Below are 14787 nucleotides of genomic sequence, written 5' to 3'. Positions count from 1 at the left end.
AGTGCCGTTGCCGGTGCCGATCGGAGTGCCGTTGCCTGTCGTGCCGTCGTTGCCGGTGGTCCCGCCGTTGCCGTTGCCGGTCCCGTTGGTCGGAGTGCCGTTGCCTGTCGTGCCCTCGTCGCCGGTGGTCCCGCCGTTGCCGTTGCCGGTCCCGTTGGTCGGAGTGCCGTTGCCTGGCGTGCCGTCGTTGCCGGTACTCCCGCCCTCGCCGTCGCCGTCGCCGTCGCCGCTCCCAGGTCCCGGGTCGGTGCCGACGTCGCCACCGGCACCGCCCGCGCTGCCGTCGCCGTTCTCCGCCGCCGACGCGTCGCCACCGGCCTGCTGGTCGCCGGAGCCGCGACCGTCGCTCGTGCCGCTCCCGGTGCCCGCTCCGCCCGCGGTGCCGACGTCGGTCACCACCGGGATGTCAGCAGGGCCGGGCCCGGGCTCGGAAAGCTCGAGGGGTGTGTCGGAGGTGTCGTCGGTGATCCCGGGCACTCCAGCCTGTGTGGGCGCGGTGATGTCGACGTTGCTCGTCGACGCGGGCTCCGGGGTCGTCGGGGGGAGTGCCACGGCTGCCGCGACGACGCCGCCGACCACGACGAGGCTCGCCGCCGCCAGCCCGGATGCCGCACCGATCCCCGCGAACGCTGCTCCGCCCGCCGCCGCGGTCACCGCCGTGGTACCGGCCGCCGTCACGGCCGCTCCGGCTCCGGCGGCAGCGCCGGCGCCGGCGCCGGCGCTCGAGCCGATCGCGGCCGCACCTCCACCCAGGCCGGAGCCCACGGTGAACGTGCCGCCTGCGGCGGCACCCGTGCCCACGACGGTCGTCGATCCTGCGGCGCCGGCCATGCCCACCGGGCTGCCCGCAGCCGCGCCCTGCACGACGGCCGACGGCATCGCCGGCATCGACGCCAGCGCGACCAGCGGGGCGCCGCCGCCCTGCACGCTCGCCAAGTAGCCGGCCGTGCCGGCAGCGCCCAGGGCGAGGGGCAGCAGCACCAGCGCCAGGCGGCCCGACACCTCCTTGGCCTCGCTCGCGACGATCGAGCAGCGGGCGCAGCCGGCGAGGTGGTGCTCGAGCTTCGCGTGGTCGCGGCGACCGAGATTGCGGCGGGCGTAGGCGCCCAGGTGCTCGATCGTCCATTGGCAATCCGACCCGTCCGCCACCGAGCGCAGGTGCGCCTGGATCCACGCTTCGCGCAGTCCCTCGCGCGCGCGGAAGGTGAGCTGGGCGACCGCGGTCGGCTTCATCCCCAGGAGCGGGGCGATCTCGGCGGGCTTCATCCGCTCGATCTCGGAGTACCAGAGCACCTCCTGCCACCGGGTCGGCAGGCTCCGGAACGCCTGATGCGTGAGGCTGCGGTCGAGCGCGGCCTCGCTCTCGTGCTCGGCGGCCGACAGATCCTCGACGCCGTCGAGCTCGTCGTACGGCGTCTCGCGTCGCGCGCGGCCCCAGGCCGCGGCGGTGTTGCGGATGCTGGTGAAGAGGTACGCGCGGAACGACCCGGTCGGCCCGCCGCCGTTGACGATGGAGTGGTAGATGCGCGTGTACGCCTCTTGCACGAGGTCGTCGGCATCGAGGCTCGAGGTCATGTTGCGGGCCACGGTGACACCGGCGCGATAGTGGCGCCGCCACAGCTCGCCGAATGCGGCAGTGTCGCCCGAGCGCGTGCGCAGCACCAGGTCGGTGTCTGCGACGACGTCGGGATCGTGCTCGCGCACTTCCTCGTGATCCATGGGTCCCCCAGCTCCGCGGGCGCTCGCCATCGGCGGGCGTACCGCGTTCGCAGCGCGATGCGCGGCGCGATCGTTCCATTGTCGTCGCCACTGCGCGATTTGACCAGTGCTCCGCGGCGTCGGCAGCCCTGCGGTCGGAACGCCGCGCAGGAAGGGCCCGCGGCCTCGGCGCCAGAAATTCTCGTGAACTCGCGTAATAGAACGGGGGTGGCGCGGTCTCTTTGGTCAGAGTGGCTGGCCGCCCTTGTGTGGGGCACGTCGGCGGCCGCCCTACCGCGTTGAATTCGCGGGCTTGGCGGGGCTCGAAGGTATCTCGGGGGAGGGACCTTCGGCCCCGCCTTCACGTGTCCGCCGGGCGATGACACCGCCCGCACTCCGCGGTGCCGCATCGCGCGGTCCGGCGGCGGGGACGCGGTCGTCAGGCGTCGCGGCCGGCGACCCACACCCGACGCACGGTCAGGTCATCGTTCAGCAGCACCGCGTCCGCCAGCGCGCCGACGTCGAGGTGCCCGAGGTCGTCTCGCCCGATCGCGCGCGCAGGCTGGGCGCCGAGCGCATGCGCGACGATGTCGAGGGGCACTCCCGCGCTTGCCACGTTGCGCAGCGCCACGTCCTGTGTGAGGGTCGAGCCCGCGATCGCGCCGCCCTGCTCCAGTCGTGCCACGCCGTCGGTCACCTGTACGGCGAGACCGCCGAGGTCGTAGCGGCCGTCCTGTGACCCGGCGGCCGCCATCGCATCCGTGATGAGGGCGATCCGGTCGCCGGCGACGGCGAAGAGCGTCGCGATCAGCTCGAGGTCGACGTGCACGCCGTCGGCGATGACCTCGAGCGTCACGCGATCGTCGCGCAGGGCCGGGACGACCGGACCCGGAGCGCGGTGATGGATGCCGGGCATCGCGTTGAACGCGTGCGTGATCAGCGTCGCGCCGGCGTCGAATGCCCGGCGCGTGGTCGCGGCATCCGCGTCGGTGTGTCCGACGGCGACCTTCACACCGGCCTCGACGAAGCGCTGGATCGCCTCGAACGCACCCGGTCGTTCCGGTGCCAGGGTGACCTGGCGGAGCGTGCCGCGTCCGGCCTCGATGAGTCGGTCGACGGATGCCTCATCCGGCGCCCGCAGCAGGGACTCGGTGTGCGCACCCTTGTGTGCGGGGTCGAGGAAGGGCCCTTCGAGGTGCGAGCCGAGGATGGTGGGATCGGCGTCGCTGAGATCGGCGACCATGGCCACGCGCGCCGCGAGCACGTCGATCGGCGCGGTGATGAGCGACAGCACGGCGCGCGTGGTGCCGTGCGAACGATGGATGGCGCGCGCGGCGGCGATGGCTTCCGGGCCGTTGTCGAAGCTCGCCCCGCCGCCGCCGTGCCCGTGGATGTCGATGAATCCGGGGACGAGGCATCCGCCCGCGCCGTCCACCGTGTCGTCGCCGCGCGGCGGTGTGCCGCCGATGCCCGTCGCCGCGACTCGGCCGTCGTCGAACAGCGCCCACGCATCGCGCCGATCGCTGTCGACCGACGCGGAGCCGAGTAGGCGGATGGAGTGGACGAGGGTGCTCATGGGGTGCTCCAGGTCACTCGGTGGTGGTGGTGGCGATGGCGGTGAACGTCATTCGGTGACCCAGGGGATCTCGTCGGACGGGTGGAAGCCGATGCCCATGCTGGTCCACAGCGGGCCGAGTGCGCCCACGCGTTCACGGAAGGATGCCCAGGTGCGCAGGTCGCTGGCGCCGGTCGCCGGCGACCAGGCGGCCTCCGCCGCGGCGGCGGCACGGGGGAAGGCCATGGTGTCGATGTCGGCCGCGGTGCGGATCGTCTCGGTCCACAGCGGCGCCTCGACGCCGAGGATGCCCGAGTCGTCGATGCCGTCGACGATGTCGGACGGCTCCCACGTATAGGCGCGCTCGATGCTCGTCGGGCCGTTGGCCCACGTGAGGCCCAGTTCCGGACCGTTGGGGTACTTCATGTCGAGGTAGATCGCGTCGGCGGGGGAGAGGATCAGCTGCCCGCCGTTGTCGACGAACGCGCGGGCCCTGGCGGACACGCCCTCCTGCGCGGTGAGGTAGCCCCAGTACTGCCCGATCGTGGTGTCGGCGAGGCCTGCCGCGGCCCCGGCCTCGTGCCACGCCACCGGCGTCTTGCCGAGGTCGGCGATGATCTCGCTGGCCCGCGCGACGAAGACCGCGAAGTCCTCGTCGGTCGTCGAGAGCGACTCATCGCCGCCGAAGTGCAGGTACGGTCCCGGCGTCATCGCGGCGAGCTCACCGAACACGTCCGCGACGAAGTCGTACGTCGCCTCGTCGCGCGTCTTCAGCGACGAGAAGCCGACGGCCATGCCCTCGTACGGAACGCCGGGGCGCGGCTCCTCACCGCCGTAGTCGCGGATGATCTCGCGCATGTGGTCGCTGATGGTCGGCTCTTCGGCGAGTTCGGGGTAGGCGAGGCCGACCGCGTGGGTGTGGCCCGGCATGTCGATCTCGGGCACCACGATCATGTGACGGGATGCCGCGTACTCGACGATCTCGCGATAGCCCGCCTTCGTGAAGAAGCCGCCGGGCGTGCCCTGGCCCTCGGTGCTGTCGCCGCCCACCGACGTGCCCGAGGCTCGCTCGGTCAGCTCCGGCCGCGAGTCGAGCTGGATGCGCCATCCCTGATCGTCGGTGAGGTGCAGGTGCAGCGCGTTCAGCTTCAGTGACGCCGCGCGGTCGATGTATCCCTTGACCGTCTCGAGCGGGTGGAAGTGGCGCGCGACGTCGAGCATGGCGCCGCGGTAGGCGAAGCGCGGCGCGTCTTCGATCGTGACCGCCGGCACCGTCCATTCGGCATCCTCGCCCTCCTGCTGGCCGCCGCCGGCGCTGTTGCGGGCGATCAGCTGGCCGAGCGTCTGCACGCCGTAGAACAGGCCGGCCGCGTCGGCGCCGGTGACGACGACGGATGCCTCATCCACGGCGATCCGGTAGGACTCAGGGGCACCGGACCCCGGGACGATCCGGAGGTCGATGCCGGACTCCCTTCCGCCCTTCGCCGGCGTGAAGCCCGCGCGGGCCTCGACGATCGCCGCGAGGGTGGCCGCGGCATCCGCTTCTCCGGTCACCGTCGTGTCGGGCGTGAGCCGGAAGGGCGCACCGGAACCCGCCTCGATCGAGGCGGGAGCGGGGACGACGGCAGGAAGCGACACAGTGTCTCCATTCTGTGCGACCGGAGCGCAGCCGGCCAGCAGCGAGGCGGCGAGGAGCGCCGCGGCGGCGGTGCGTCCTCGTCGACGTTTCATGTAAAGAGTCCTAACAAAAGGAATGCGACTCAGCCTAGCGGGTCGGGTTCGGTTATGCTCGGGTTGTCGCGACTGGCGTTGAGGTGGGTCACCACCGGGGAGCGACGGACTACGGCATTCGACCGCACGCCTGGGCCGATGTGATTCCCGGCACCCCGTGCCGCGCACCCCGAAAGCCGCAGTCAAGGAGATCGTCATGACCGATCAGTACTTCAATGCCCCGCTCGCCGAGGTCGACCCCGAGATCGCGCAGGTGCTCGAGCGTGAACTCGAGCGTCAGCGCGGCTACCTCGAGATGATCGCCTCCGAGAACTTCGTGCCGGTCTCGGTGCTGCAGTCGCAGGGCTCGGTGCTCACCAACAAGTACGCCGAGGGCTACCCGGGCCGTCGCTACTACGGCGGGTGCGAAGAGGTCGACGTGGCGGAAGAGCTGGCGATCGAGCGCGCGAAGTCGCTGTTCGGCTCGGAGTTCGCCAACGTCCAGCCGCACTCCGGCGCCTCGGCCAACGCCGCCGTGCTGCACGCGATCGCGCGCCCCGGCGACACGCTGCTCGGCCTGTCGCTCGACCAGGGCGGTCACCTGACGCACGGCATGAAGATCAACTTCTCGGGCCGTCTCTACAACATCGTCGCCTACGGCGTGAATCCCGAGACGAGCACGATCGACATGGACGAGGTGCGCCGTCTCGCCGTCGAGCACCAGCCCAAGGTCATCATCGCGGGATGGTCGGCGTACCCGCGTCAGCTCGACTTCGCCGCGTTCCGCGCGATCGCCGACGAGGTCGGCGCGCTGCTCTGGGTCGACATGGCCCACTTCGCCGGCCTCGTCGCGGCCGGGCTGCACCCGAACCCGGTGCCCCACGCCCACGTCGTCTCGTCGACCGTGCACAAGACGATCGGCGGCCCCCGCTCGGGCTTCATCCTCACGAACGACGCCGACATCGCGAAGAAGATCAACTCGGCGGTGTTCCCGGGCCAGCAGGGCGGCCCGCTGATGCACGTGATCGCCGCCAAGGCGACCGCGTTCAAGCTCGCGGCGACGCCGGAGTTCAAGGAGCGCCAGGAGCGGGTGCTCAGCGGTGCGCACATCATCGCCGAGCGGCTGTCCCAGCAGGACGTGAAGGATGCCGGCATCTCGATCCGCTCCGGCGGCACCGATGTGCACCTCGTGCTCGTCGACCTCCGCAACGCCGCGATCGACGGCAAGCAGGCCGAGGACCTCCTGCACGAGATCCACATCACCGTGAACCGCAACGCGGTGCCGAACGATCCGCGGCCGCCCATGGTCACCTCGGGCCTGCGCATCGGCACCCCAGCCCTGGCGACGCGCGGCTTCGGCGACGCCGAGTTCACGGAGGTCGCAGACGTGATCGCGCTGGCGCTCCTTCCCGGCGCCGATGTCGAGGCGCTGCGCGCCCGCGTTGCCGCGCTGACCGCCGCCTTCCCGCTCTACCCGGGACTGCAGCAGTGACCGCGCAGAAGCTCGACGGGCGCGCCGCTGCGGCCCGGATCAAGGAGGAGCTGCGCGAACGCGTCGCAGCGCTGAAGGCTCAGGGCATCACGCCGGGCATCGCGACCGTGCTCGTCGGCGCCGACCCGGCCTCGCAGCTGTACGTGGGGATGAAGCATCGCGAGTCCGAGTCCATCGGCATGAACTCGATCCAGCGCGAGCTGCCCGCCGACGCCACGCAGGCCGACGTGGAGGCGCTGATCGACGAGCTCAACGCCGACCCGGAGTGCCACGGCTACATCGTGCAGCTGCCGCTGCCGAAGCACATCGACACCGACGCGATCCTCGAGCGCATCGACCCCGCGAAGGACGCCGACGGGCTGCACCCGACCAACCTCGGGCGGCTCGTGCTCAACGTCAACGGCCCGATCACGACGCCGCTGCCGTGCACGCCGCGTGGTGTGATCGAGCTGCTGCTGCGCAACGACTACGACCTCAAGGGCAAGGACGTCGTCGTCGTCGGCCGCGGCGTCACGATCGGCCGTTCGATCGGGCTCCTGCTGACCCGCCGCGAGATCAACGCGACCGTGACGCTGACCCACACGGGCACGACCGACCTGTCGCACCACCTGCGTCAGGCCGACGTGATCGTGGCGGCCGCGGGCGTCAAGCACATCGTGCGCGCCGAGGACGTCAAGCCCGGGGCCGCCGTGCTCGACGTCGGCGTCACGCGCGAGGAAGACCCCGAGACCGGCAAGTCCAAGGTGTACGGCGACGTACATCCCGACGTCGCTGAGGTCGCGGGCTACCTGTCACCGAACCCGGGTGGAGTCGGGCCCATGACGGTGGCTCTCCTCATGACGAACGTGGTCGAGGCCGCCGAGCGCGCATGACGCCTCGTGCGCGCGCCTGTATGGTGAGCGCGTGCGCGCGATGGTGTACGAACGATACGGCGGCCCCGAGGTTCTCACGCTGCGAGAAGTCCCCAGACCGATTCCGTCGCGCGGTGAGGTGCTCGTCGAAGTCGTGGCGACTTCGGTCAATCTCTCGGATTGGGAGGGACTGCGCGGCCGTCCAGGCTATGCGCGCTTCGGCGGACTCATCCGGCCCGCGCGCCAGACTCTGGGCTCCGACATCGCCGGTCGAATCGTCGCCATCGGCGAGGGCGTGAGCCGTTTCGTCGTCGGTGACGAGGTGTTCGGCGACAACCTCACACGCAAAGGGGGATTCGCCGAGTACGCGGTGGCGCCGGAGTCTGCGCTGACACACAAGCCGAAGGAGCTCTCGTTCGCCGAGGCCTCGACGATCCCTCAGGCGGGGGCGATCGCGTCGCAGGCCGTTGCCTTTGCGACTCCCGGGTCGCGGATGCTGATCAACGGCGCCGGCGGCGGGTCGGGCTCGTTCATGGTTCAGCTGGCGAGCGCGAAGGGAGTGCACGTCACGGCGGTCGACAATGCCGGCAAGCAGGACTTCCTGAGGGTGCTCGGCGCCGACGCGACCCTCGACTACCGACGCGATGATTTCACACGCACGGGTCCGTACGACCTGATCGTCGACCTCGTCGCCCGTCGATCGATCTTCGCTTTTCGGCGCGCGCTCGCGAAGGGCGGGCGCTGCGTCGTGATCGGCGGCACCAGCCGGGCCGTTCTCCGGATGGTCACGGTCGGGCGGCTGCTCGGCGCGCTGACCCGCGCGCACCTCGGCCTGCTCATCGTTCGGCAGGGTCCCGCAGGCTTCGCTTCGGTGGCGAGATCATGCGCGAGCGGTGACCTCGACATCCACATCGATCGGGTCTTCAGCTTGAGCGAGGTGCCTGCTGCGCTGGCCTGGCACGGAGAAGGGCGAGCACGCGGCAAGGTCGTCGTAGCCGTGCGAGAAGGCTGAGACCCCCGGAGGCTCGTCCCGGCGCACGTCACGCCGGGACGAGCTCCTCGCTCTCGCGCGCGACGACGGATTTGGCATCCGTCGCCCCGAACGATGCCATGCCGCGCACCCAGCGCTCGCGGTCGGCGTCGCTGCGGTGGCGTACCTCTGCGAGCCGCGTGACGCCGCGCACGCGGATGCCGCAGAATCCCAGCGTCGCGTTGCGCAGCGAGCGGATGGCGGCGTTGCGGTAGACCCAAGCGTTCCAGATCTTGGGGGAGTCCATCGTCATCACGATGCGCGCCGTGCGGCCGGTGAGGAGCTTGTCCCACCAGCGGCCCGTGGGACGGTAGCGGTAGGCGAAGCCCGACAGGAAGACCCGGTCGATCCAGGTCTTGAGCGCTGCCGGGTACGACCCCCACCACTGGGGGAAGAAGAAGACCAGGTGGTCCGCCCAGTCGACGTCGGCGACGTAGGCCGCGACCTCGGGGGCGAGCGGAACGTCGGAATCGGTGCGGGGGAGGCGGACCTCGTTGCGCTCTGACGGATGCTGAGGCACCGCGTCGCGGGCGAGGTCGATGAGGCGCACCTCGGCGCCGGCGGCGTGCGCGGCGTCGGCGTACGCGTGTGCGAGCGCGTGGTTGAGGCTGCCGGCGAGCGGCGTGCCGATCACCACGAGGATGCGGGGGGCGTTCATGAGTGGATCTCCTCTGGGATGGCCGTGCGCCCGCGGGGCGACGGCTGCTGCTTGATGAAGGCGGTGAGGGCGACGAGCTGTGCGTTCAGGCGCGGCGCGTCGATCGGGTCGTCGCCGAGCGCCGGGTCGGTGAGCATCGCGGCGAAATGCTGCTCGAGCATGGCACCGGCGTCGCGCACGAGCTCGGTGCTCTGGGGTGTGAGCGAGAGCAGGATGCTGCGGCCCGCGCCGCGCGGGGACTGCGCGGTGATCCACCCGTCCTCGACGAGGGCGGGGACGCGTTTGCTGACCGCCGCCTTGGTGACTCCGAGGCAGTGCGCAAGTGTCGTCATGTCGGCGGGCTCCGCGTCGTACAGCACCGCGAGGAACTGGAAGTGGTTGAAGGTGACGCCGTAGCCGGACCGCAGCGTGGCATCCGCGAAGGCGTCGAGCTCGGCGAGCAGCTCGTGAAGAGTGAAGGTGAGTCGGTCGGACACATGCTGAGTAAACCAGTTGACACGCCATGAGTCAACATGTTTACTCGTCGCCGCGCGTCAGACCAGGCGAGCCTCTGCCGCAGCGAGCGCGGCCCGTGCGCCGTCGGTCGGTGCGATGGCGAGGAGGCCCCGATAGAGCTTTACGAGCGTCTCGAGGTCGAGCGCGCCGGTGCGGGCGCGGTCGCAGTGCACCGCCTGGATCGCCGCTTCGAGCTGGAAGCGGCCGAGCGGGCGTCCGAGAGCGGAGGCCCGCCGCAGCAGTGCGGCGCCCTCGGCGATGAGCGCGCGGTCCCAGAGCGCCGGATCCTGCTGATCGAGCGGTGGCCAGGGCGCCTCGGCCCGCGCGGGCGCCCGGGACTGCGCGTAGGTGAGAAGCGCGGCGAGTCCCCATGCCTCCGGCTCGTCGCCGAGGAGGGTCGCCGTGAGCACTGCGAGCCAGCGCGCCTCGTCGGCGAGCGACTCCCGAGGCTCGTCGCCCTGGTCGAGCCAGCCGATCGCGTAGGCGCCGTAGATCGCCTCCAGCACCGCGGGCAGCCGTGCGGGCATGTCAGCCCGCGTCGGAACGCGGAACGGGATGCCGGCGTCGCGGATGCGGCGCTTCGCCCGCACCAGGCGCTGCGCCATCGCCCCCTGCTCGACCCCGAAGGCGCCCGCGATGGCGGCGGCGTCGAAGCCGAGCACGGACTGCAGCATGAGCGGAGTGCGGACGGCGGGGTCGATCGCCGGGTGCGCGCACGCGAAGAGCAGCTCCAGCCGCTTGTCGGGGATCGCCTCGCCCTGCTCGAGCGCCGTGAGCGCGTCGACGGCGTGCTCGTCGGCACGAGCTGCGGCGATCCCCTCGTCGAGCGGAACGCCGCGGCGGTGCGACGCGGAGCCCAGAGCGTCGCGCAGGCGGTTGCGAGCCACGGTGACCAGCCACCCTTCGGGATTGGCGGGGATGCCGGCATCCGGCCACGTGCGCAGCGCCCGCTCGAACGCGTCGGCCAAGGCATCCTCGGCGAGCGTGAGGTCGTTCGTGGAGGCGGCGAGGATCGACAGGATGCGGCCGTACGACGCCCGCGCGGCGCGCTCGGCGGCTGCGCGGGCGTCGTCCTGGCGTGCGGCGTCGTCGGGGTCCCCGCTCCCGGGTGCTCCGTGCAGCGCGCCGGCGCTGTGCGGAGGGGGCGCGGGGTCCGTCGGCATCAGCGCGCGAAGGTCGTCCAGGCGCCGTCGCGGAAGTGCGTCGCGCTCGGACGCACCTCGACGGCACCCCAGCCCGCCGACGGCGCCTTGCCGGCCCATTCGATCGCGGCATCGAGGTCGGGCACCTCGATGACGAAGCTGCCTCCGAGCTGCTCCTTGGTGTCGGCGAAGGGGCCGTCCTGCACACGGAGCGAGCCGTCGGCCGCGGTCACGGTCGTCGTGACCGCTGAGGGCTGAAGCACCTCGGCGGAGACGAGCACACCGGCGTCGTCGAGCGCCTTGGCGTACTCGTCGAACTCGCGCATGCCTTCGGCCAGCGCGTCGGGGCCGAGCTCCTCGGGGGTCATCTCGGGGTAGTGCAGAAGCAGTGCGTACCGCATGGCGTCGTCCTTTCTGGTGGGATCACGACACCCCTATGACGATCTCCGCCGTCTCCGATCGACAGGTCTGATCGAATCAGCCCTTGCCGAGTTCGTCCAGCATGCGGCGCTGCTCGTCGGTGAGGCCGTCGTCGAGCTCTCGCCGACCTGCGTCGGTCGCCGGCGCCGCGCCCGGATAGGCGCGTGACGTGCCGGCCGGGGAAGCCGAGGTCGCGGCATCCGCGGTCACGATCTTCGTCCCCGTCGCCCGGTCATAGAGGGCGCCCGCGTGCCCTTCGACCTTGTCGTCGATGGCGCCGTAGATCGCCCAGCCGATGAGGAGGATGACGGGGGGCAGCACCCATCCCCAGAAGGCGCCGAAGATGCCGCCGCCGATCGAGACGCCCGTGAAGACGACGGTGGCGATCCACACGAGGAAGGCGACGGCGAAGGCGAGGAAGAACTCCACCAGCTTCTCGCCGGCCTTGGTGCGCTGCGCGGACGACTTGGACGCCATCGAGCGGAACCACTTCTCGACGAGCGGCTTGATCCAGATGACGAGCGCGGTCAGGACGATGCCGGCCCACACCGCGGCCCAGCCCACGCGGGCGGGGGTGAGCCAGCCGACGACCAGCAGCACGAGGATGTTGAACACCAGCAGCGACGCGAACCGCACGACCCACTTCTTCATGCGTTCACTGTGCCATGTTCCGTCGGCAGGACGGAAACGCCAGGGTGCGGATGCGCGAAAGGGTAGATCTCCGCCGCTCCAGTGTGCGGAAATCCACCCTTTCGCGATTCCCGGGGGCGGTCAGTACGACGAGCGCTTGTCGTTGTCGGATGCCGCGACCCAGCGGGCGGCGAGGGCTTCGGACCCGCGGGCGAGGAGCGCGACGTCGGCGCCGACGAGGACGAAGTCCGCACCGGCCCCGAGGTACGCGTCGGCGGCGGTGGGATCGAACGCGTTGACGCCCACTTTCTTTCCGGCGGCGTGCACGGCCTCGAACGTCCGGAGCGCGGCCGCGACGACATCCGGATGCGTCTGCTGACCGAGGACTCCCATCGACGCGGCGAGATCCGACGGACCGACGAAGACGCCGTCGACGCCGTCGACCGCGGCGATCTCGGCGGCAGCCTCGACCCCGGCAGCGGTCTCGATCTGGACGAAGAGCGACACGTGCGCGTCGGCATCGGCCAGGTACCCGTCGACGCGGTTCCACCGCGCCGACCTTGCGAGGGCCGATCCCACGCCCCTCGTGCCCCGCGGGGGATAGCGCACGGCGGCGACGGCGGCCTCGGCATCCGTCTTCGACGACACCATGGGCACGAGCAGGTTCTGGGCCCCGAGGTCGAGCACCTGCTTGATCGTCACGACGTCGCCGATCGGCACGCGCACCACCGGCGTCACCGGGTAGGCGGCGACCGCCTGCAGCTGCGCGAGGACGGACTCGAGGCCGTTGGGCGAGTGCTCCATGTCGATGAGGAGCCAGTCCAGACCCGACCCCGCGCAGATCTCGGCGACGAGCGGCGAGCCCGAGCACACCCACATGCCCGCAAGGGGACGGGATGCCTCGGCCAGCGTCGCGCGGAAGGTCAGGCTCAGACGAAGCGACATGTGATGGTTCCCATCGGTCCGTAGTCGCACAGCACGCTATCGCCTCGCGCCACCCACATGGGGCGGGTGAACGATCCGGCGAGGAGGATCTCGCCCGCCTCGAGCCGCCCGCCGTGCTGATGGAACTTGTTCGCGAGCCACGCCACGCCGGTCGCCGGATGGCCGAGCACGCCCGCGGCGACCCCCGTCTCTTCGATCTCGCCGTTGCGGCTCAGGACGCCGGGGACCCAGCGCAGGTCGATCTCGTCGGGGCGCTTCCGCACCTCGCCGAGCACCATCGCACCGTACGCGGCATTGTCGGCGATCGTGTCGACGATGGTGCGGCCCTCGAGCTCGATGTGGGAGTTCAGCACCTCGAGAGCCGGAACGGCGTAGTCGATAGCGGCGAGGGCGTCGTCGAGCGTGCAGTCCGGACCCTCGAGCGGCGCCTTCAGCACGAACGCGAGCTCGACCTCGATGCGCACGTTCGAGAACTGCTCGACCGCGATCTCGGCGCCTGACTCGTACACGGTGTCGTCGAACATCACGCCGTAGTCCGGCTCGGTGATGCCCGTCGCCTGCTGCATCGCCTTGGACGTCAGACCGATCTTGCGCCCGACGAGCCGGCGGCCCGCGGCGACGTTCGCATCGCGCCAGACGCCCTGGATCGCGTAGGAGTCCTCCACTGTCGCGTCGGGGTACCGCGCCGTGATGCGCGGGATCACGCCGTGCGTGCGGTCGGCCTCGGCCAGCTCATCCGCGAGCTGCCGGATCACCTCGGGTGGAAGCATCCGTCTCCCTTTCGTCTTCTCTGCGTGCCTTGTGGTCTGCATGTCCCACTTTCGGTCGTTCCCAGCCGCGGTAGCGACGGGAATTGGGACATGATCGAGCGGAATCGGGACATGCGCGCTCTGCGGCGGGGCGAAGAGCGCACGGATGCCGCGGCTAGAGCTGGTGGCCGAGCTTGTACTCGCCCTGCTTCCAGCTGGGCAGCTCCTCGGCCTTGTCGTCGGGGCGGGTGTATGAGAAGCCGTCGGCGCCGATCGTCACGGCCATCTCGGACGCGTCGGTGCGCGCCACGACGGGCTGCGGGTTGCCGTCGAGGTCGAGCACGAGGGATGCCTCGGTGTACCACGACGGCACCACGGGGTTGCCCCACCAATCGCGGCGCTGGTTGTCGTGCACGTCCCACGTGACCACGGGGTTGTCGGGGTCGCCGGTGTAGTAGTCCTGCGTGTAGATCTCGACGCGGTGTCCGTCGGGGTCGCGCAGGTACAGGTAGAACGCGTTCGAGACGCCGTGGCGGCCGGGGCCGCGCTCGATCGCGTCGGAGCGGCGGAGAGCACCGAGCTTGTCGCAGATCGCGAGGATGTTGTGCTTCTCGTGGGTGGCGAACGCGACGTGGTGCATGCGCGGGCCGTCGCCGCCGGTCATCGCCGTGTCGTGCACGGTGGGCTTGCGGCGCATCCAGGCGGCGTAGACGATGCCCTCCTCGTCCTGGATGTCCTCGGTGACGCGGAAGCCCAGCGACTGCATGAAGTTCACCGCGCGCGGCACGTCGGGGGTGACCTGGTTGAAGTGGTCCAGCCGCACCAGCTCACCCGGCGTGTGCAGGTCGTAGCGCCACGACAGCCGCTCGACGTGGTCGGTCTGGTGGAAGAACTCGTAGGGGAAGCCGAGTGGATCCGTCACACGCACCGCGTCGCCGATGCCCTTCACGAACCCGTCGGCACGGCGCTCGACCCGGCACCCGAGCTCCTCGTAGAACGCGACTGCCTTGTCGAGGTCTTCGGGCGTCCGCACGCGGTACGAGAACGCGGCGACGGCGGCCACCGGCCCCTGCCGCAGGACGAGGTTGTGGTGGATGAACTCCTCCGTCGAGCGCAGGTAGATCGCCTCGCCGTCCTCCTCGGTGACGTACAGGCCGAGCACGTCCACGTAGAACGTGCGCGACGCGGCGAGATCGGTGACCACGAGCTCCATGTACGCGCAGCGCAGGATGTCGGGGGCCGGGCTCGTCGGCGTGGGCACCGGATCGTCGGTGTGGATGGGCGCCTCCTGGCTCACGTAGAAGCCCGAGGAGGTGAGGGTCATGTCGTCACGGTGGGTCATGTCGCGTCCTTGCGTTACTCGGATGGTCGGGGCGTTTCGTCTCGCTCGTTCCTCACTCGCTCAACGACCG

At 70.9% G+C, this 14787-nt stretch carries 14 protein-coding genes and 1 riboswitch; of the genes, 3 read left to right on the top strand and 11 right to left on the bottom strand.

Translation table 11 applies throughout. The features are described from left to right. The 3 genes from B1729_RS18700 to B1729_RS18690 form a co-directional block, all read right to left on the bottom strand. On the bottom strand, nucleotides 1-1719 hold a 1719-nt coding region (locus tag B1729_RS18700), incomplete at its 3' end, for a sigma-70 family RNA polymerase sigma factor (RefSeq protein WP_163634291.1). Between the two features lie 418 nt (nucleotides 1720-2137). Next, the gene (gene nagA, locus B1729_RS18695) at nucleotides 2138-3274 is read right to left on the bottom strand and encodes an N-acetylglucosamine-6-phosphate deacetylase (protein ID WP_163634289.1); all 1137 of its coding nucleotides are present in this window, start codon (nucleotides 3272-3274) and stop codon (nucleotides 2138-2140) included. A gap of 48 nt (nucleotides 3275-3322) precedes the next feature. Beyond that, complete coding sequence (locus B1729_RS18690) at nucleotides 3323-4984, bottom strand: beta-N-acetylhexosaminidase (protein ID WP_163634287.1); 1662 nt, start codon at nucleotides 4982-4984, stop codon at nucleotides 3323-3325. Between the two features lie 58 nt (nucleotides 4985-5042). After that, nucleotides 5043-5127: riboswitch (ZMP/ZTP riboswitch) on the top strand. 53 nt (nucleotides 5128-5180) lie between these two features. Here B1729_RS18690 and glyA point away from each other — a divergent pair. Genes glyA through B1729_RS18675 form a run of 3 tightly spaced genes read left to right on the top strand, consistent with a single transcriptional unit; the run spans nucleotide 5181 to nucleotide 8318 of the window. Continuing rightward, nucleotides 5181-6455, top strand: a complete 1275-nt coding sequence (gene glyA, locus B1729_RS18685) for a serine hydroxymethyltransferase (protein WP_163634285.1) — start codon at nucleotides 5181-5183, stop codon at nucleotides 6453-6455. Continuing rightward, a complete protein-coding gene (locus B1729_RS18680; RefSeq protein WP_163617574.1) occupies nucleotides 6452-7327 on the top strand; it encodes a bifunctional methylenetetrahydrofolate dehydrogenase/methenyltetrahydrofolate cyclohydrolase in 876 nt (291 codons plus the stop codon). The genes glyA and B1729_RS18680 overlap by 4 nt, the downstream gene beginning before the upstream one ends. A 40-nt stretch (nucleotides 7328-7367) precedes the next feature. Beyond that, the gene (locus B1729_RS18675) at nucleotides 7368-8318 is read left to right on the top strand and encodes an NAD(P)-dependent alcohol dehydrogenase (RefSeq protein WP_239539712.1); all 951 of its coding nucleotides are present in this window, start codon (nucleotides 7368-7370) and stop codon (nucleotides 8316-8318) included. Between the two features lie 28 nt (nucleotides 8319-8346). Here the strand turns inward: B1729_RS18675 and B1729_RS18670 are convergent, their stop codons facing one another. From B1729_RS18670 to hpaD, 8 genes are all read right to left on the bottom strand, one after another. Continuing rightward, complete coding sequence (locus B1729_RS18670) at nucleotides 8347-8994, bottom strand: NAD(P)H-dependent oxidoreductase (protein ID WP_163634281.1); 648 nt, start codon at nucleotides 8992-8994, stop codon at nucleotides 8347-8349. Further along, complete coding sequence (locus B1729_RS18665; RefSeq protein WP_163634278.1) at nucleotides 8991-9470, bottom strand: MarR family transcriptional regulator; 480 nt, start codon at nucleotides 9468-9470, stop codon at nucleotides 8991-8993. Before B1729_RS18665 ends, B1729_RS18670 begins: the two co-directional genes overlap by 4 nt. A gap of 57 nt (nucleotides 9471-9527) precedes the next feature. Continuing rightward, nucleotides 9528-10652, bottom strand: coding sequence for a DUF6596 domain-containing protein (locus B1729_RS18660; protein ID WP_163617578.1), 1125 nt, complete (start codon nucleotides 10650-10652; stop codon nucleotides 9528-9530). Continuing rightward, entirely contained in the window at nucleotides 10652-11032 is a 381-nt protein-coding gene (locus B1729_RS18655) for a YciI family protein (protein WP_163634276.1), read from the bottom strand. Before B1729_RS18655 ends, B1729_RS18660 begins: the two co-directional genes overlap by 1 nt. 76 nt (nucleotides 11033-11108) lie before the next feature. After that, nucleotides 11109-11702 carry a hypothetical protein gene (locus B1729_RS18650; protein ID WP_163634274.1) on the bottom strand — a complete coding sequence of 198 codons (594 nt, stop codon included), beginning with the start codon at nucleotides 11700-11702 and terminating at the stop codon, nucleotides 11109-11111. Between the two features lie 120 nt (nucleotides 11703-11822). Continuing rightward, entirely contained in the window at nucleotides 11823-12626 is an 804-nt protein-coding gene (locus B1729_RS18645) for an aldolase/citrate lyase family protein (protein WP_163634272.1), read from the bottom strand. After that, on the bottom strand, nucleotides 12611-13396 hold the full coding sequence (locus tag B1729_RS18640) for a fumarylacetoacetate hydrolase family protein (RefSeq protein ID WP_163634270.1): 786 nt from the start codon (nucleotides 13394-13396) through the stop codon (nucleotides 12611-12613). The genes B1729_RS18645 and B1729_RS18640 overlap by 16 nt, the downstream gene beginning before the upstream one ends. Before the next feature lie 154 nt (nucleotides 13397-13550). Further along, nucleotides 13551-14717, bottom strand: coding sequence for a 3,4-dihydroxyphenylacetate 2,3-dioxygenase (gene hpaD / locus B1729_RS18635; RefSeq protein WP_163617583.1), 1167 nt, complete (start codon nucleotides 14715-14717; stop codon nucleotides 13551-13553). Between the last annotated feature and the right edge of the window lie 70 nt (nucleotides 14718-14787).

This window comes from Microbacterium sp. B35-04, assembly GCF_010634885.1.
Classification (GTDB): domain Bacteria; phylum Actinomycetota; class Actinomycetes; order Actinomycetales; family Microbacteriaceae; genus Microbacterium.
The sequence above is the reverse complement of the archived record's forward strand: the minus strand, read 5'-3'. Positions and strand labels throughout refer to the sequence as shown.

Coding starts and splice junctions, on each gene's coding strand:
- nagA (WP_163634289.1), bottom strand. CDS start 3,274: ATGAGCACCCTCGTCCACTCCATCCGCCTACTCGGCTCCGCGTCGGTC.
- B1729_RS18690 (WP_163634287.1), bottom strand. CDS start 4,984: ATGAAACGTCGACGAGGACGCACCGCCGCCGCGGCGCTCCTCGCCGCC.
- glyA (WP_163634285.1), top strand. CDS start 5,181: ATGACCGATCAGTACTTCAATGCCCCGCTCGCCGAGGTCGACCCCGAG.
- B1729_RS18675 (WP_239539712.1), top strand. CDS start 7,368: ATGGTGTACGAACGATACGGCGGCCCCGAGGTTCTCACGCTGCGAGAA.
- B1729_RS18670 (WP_163634281.1), bottom strand. CDS start 8,994: ATGAACGCCCCCCGCATCCTCGTGGTGATCGGCACGCCGCTCGCCGGC.
- B1729_RS18660 (WP_163617578.1), bottom strand. CDS start 10,652: ATGCCGACGGACCCCGCGCCCCCTCCGCACAGCGCCGGCGCGCTGCAC.
- B1729_RS18655 (WP_163634276.1), bottom strand. CDS start 11,032: ATGCGGTACGCACTGCTTCTGCACTACCCCGAGATGACCCCCGAGGAG.
- B1729_RS18650 (WP_163634274.1), bottom strand. CDS start 11,702: ATGAAGAAGTGGGTCGTGCGGTTCGCGTCGCTGCTGGTGTTCAACATC.
- B1729_RS18645 (WP_163634272.1), bottom strand. CDS start 12,626: ATGTCGCTTCGTCTGAGCCTGACCTTCCGCGCGACGCTGGCCGAGGCA.
- B1729_RS18640 (WP_163634270.1), bottom strand. CDS start 13,396: ATGCTTCCACCCGAGGTGATCCGGCAGCTCGCGGATGAGCTGGCCGAG.
- hpaD (WP_163617583.1), bottom strand. CDS start 14,717: ATGACCCACCGTGACGACATGACCCTCACCTCCTCGGGCTTCTACGTG.